Consider the following 2,364-nt stretch of genomic DNA (forward strand, 5'->3'; position numbering starts at 1 on the left):
GTTTTCCCGCTTTGACCATTCTACGCGCGATTATTGACCATCGAAATGTTGCGTGATGGCCAAAGAAAAAGGCCGCCCGAAGGCGGCGTGACGAAGTCTGGCATCTTATGGAGGGCAGGGCCGGACTGGGCCTGCTGATAGCGGATCAGGATTCCACCAATGCTCTCGAATTGCTCTTCGAAGATTCTGCGGAACGGGCTGCCCGGTGCGGGATGGTGGAGTTCGTCGAGCAACGACCCGAAAGCTCCCCAGTTTTTGATGCGGCAGGGAGAACGCTCGGGGTCAAACCCGGTCTGAAGGATCTGCAATGCGCCGCGGATTCCCGCCACCCCTTTGGCGGTGTAGATCCAGCCACAAGTGGTTGCAGCATCTGATCCTGGACTGATAGGTCGTCGAAAGCGGCATATGGCCCGAACTCCATAGCGGTGCCCAACAACTCCGTCACCCGGATGCTTTGTTCGAGCGGCAGGCTGTCCAGCCATACCGGACCGGGGCGTTCTGCAATCCTGTCAGCGATATAGGTCTGGAGCGGGGATCCGGGGCAGGGCGCAGCGCAGCCTGCAAGATCCTGCAACCTAGCGGTGTTTTCCGGAACGCTGTCTGCAAAGACGCCCTTGCCGTCCGCTCCACCAGGCCCATCCCGGCGGATCAGGGGCAGCCTATGTGTCGGACAGGATCGGACCGGCTTCAGCCGCCAGATCAGCCGTTCGCGCCGGTGGATGGCAATATCCTGACCTACCGCCATAGCGATCGCATCGTCCTCGGCCAGACAGGCCGGGCAAAAGCGCAGATCCCGCTGCGGGCACAGGCTGTCGATCAGGATCTCCTCACCAAGCCGCCAGCTCCGGCTGGTGTGCCGCATCAGGGTGTTGCGCAGCACCGGTCCCGGATCCTGCCCGGCGGTTGCGCAAAGGCGGGCCACCTCATCCGGATCGCCGATGGACAGAACGAAAGGATCAAGGCCGAGATCACGCAGGAAGGTTCCGATGGGGCCGCGGATATGGAAAGCGGCCATGCGGGCCGCCCAGGACCAATGGGTCTCATCCGCCCGGAACGGCAGCAGGGGAAAGAGGCGGGCCATGCTCATGCCCGCCGCCGCCGGGCCCGCGCGCGAGCAGGCGGATCGTCGGCCTCGTTCCGGTCGGGGTCGATCTGCGGCCAGTCCGGGGCGAGGAAGACATTCCCGCCGGGCGGGCAGCCCTCCTGCATCGCCCAGAATTCCGCAAAATGGGCGATGTCCAGACGGGATGCCCCCGCCGCCAGGGCAAATTCGATCGCGCCGACCAGGGTCTCGATGCAGCGGCCAAAGCGATAACGCGCGCCATGGAACAGGCGCGGGATCAGATCTGCGTCAAGCGGCGGCTCAAGCCCCGCAATCCGGCAATATTCCCGGATCACCCGAACGACGCTTGCCCCATCCGTCACCTCCGAGACCGGCGGCAGGATCAGCGTCGAAAGCCGGCGCTGGACCTGAGGATCGGAACGGACGATCTCGTGCAGCCTCTCGGTGCCGGACAGGATCGGGATGACGGCCTCGTCCCCCTGCATGAGGGATTTGAGGGCGCGCAGGATCAGGTGGCGATCGGCGCAAAACAGGTCATGCGCCTCGTCGATCCACAGAACCGTGATGCCCAGATCCTTGAGCCGACCCCTGAGGGTTTCCCAAAGGCCCCAGCCTTCGCGGTTGGCGGTGATCACCGGGTAACCGCTGCGCTGCAACAGCGCAGCGGTCATGCTCTTGAAGGTGGCGGGGCTGGGCACGCTGGCATCGAGATAGTGCCGCCCCGTCGCTCCGGACAGAACCGGGTGCCGTTCCAGGGCGCGGGAGATCAGCGTGGTCTTGCCGCCACCGGCACCATCCACCACCATCACGCCGCGGGTCTCGCGCCCCGCGGAAAAGCGCTGCGGCTCGGGCAGCAGGTTGCCCGCCTCATCCCGACACAACAGCCGGTCGAGATGGGTGATGAATGCGGCGTCCCTTGGCGTATCGACGCGGAGGTTCCGCAGTTTCTGAAGGATCCGGGCGGCCTCGGTGGGATTGGGCATGGGGTTTACTCCGTGATGGACCAGGGCTGCGTTGCGGGGGCCGCGTCGGGCAGGTCGGGTTGCGTGGGGGCAGGATCAGTGGCCGGGCTTGCTGGGCAAGCCGCGCGGCGCGGCGCATGTGCTTCCGGGCCGGGGATGGATCGACCGATGCCATCGGCGGCCGCAGGCTGCGCCGGTTTGTCGCCACCCGCATTGAAGCCGATATAGAGGCTGGCCTCCAAATCCCGGATCCGCTCGGGCGTCCATTCGTCAACGAGCAGCCCGGCCATCCGGGTCGCCGCGGTGCTGCGCCCTTCGATCGCCGTGATCGCGGCATGG

At 65.6% G+C, this 2,364-nt stretch carries 2 protein-coding genes and 1 pseudogene; all 3 read right to left on the minus strand.

Features of this window, described 5'->3' with window-relative positions; all coding sequences use genetic code 11:
* Nucleotides 1–145 precede the first annotated feature (145 nt).
* On the minus strand, nucleotides 146–1,087 hold the full coding sequence (locus tag IT40_RS26255) for a TniQ family protein (protein WP_036761433.1): 942 nt from the start codon (nucleotides 1,085–1,087) through the stop codon (nucleotides 146–148).
* Nucleotides 1,084–2,046: a TniB family NTP-binding protein gene (locus IT40_RS26260; protein WP_036761434.1), complete on the minus strand. Its 963-nt coding sequence runs from the start codon at nucleotides 2,044–2,046 to the stop codon at nucleotides 1,084–1,086. The genes IT40_RS26255 and IT40_RS26260 overlap by 4 nt, the downstream gene beginning before the upstream one ends.
* 5 nt (nucleotides 2,047–2,051) lie before the next feature.
* Nucleotides 2,052–2,364: pseudogene (locus tag IT40_RS29450) on the minus strand (hypothetical protein); the annotation flags it as partial.

Source organism: Paracoccus versutus, assembly GCF_000763885.1.
Classification (GTDB): domain Bacteria; phylum Pseudomonadota; class Alphaproteobacteria; order Rhodobacterales; family Rhodobacteraceae; genus Paracoccus; species Paracoccus versutus.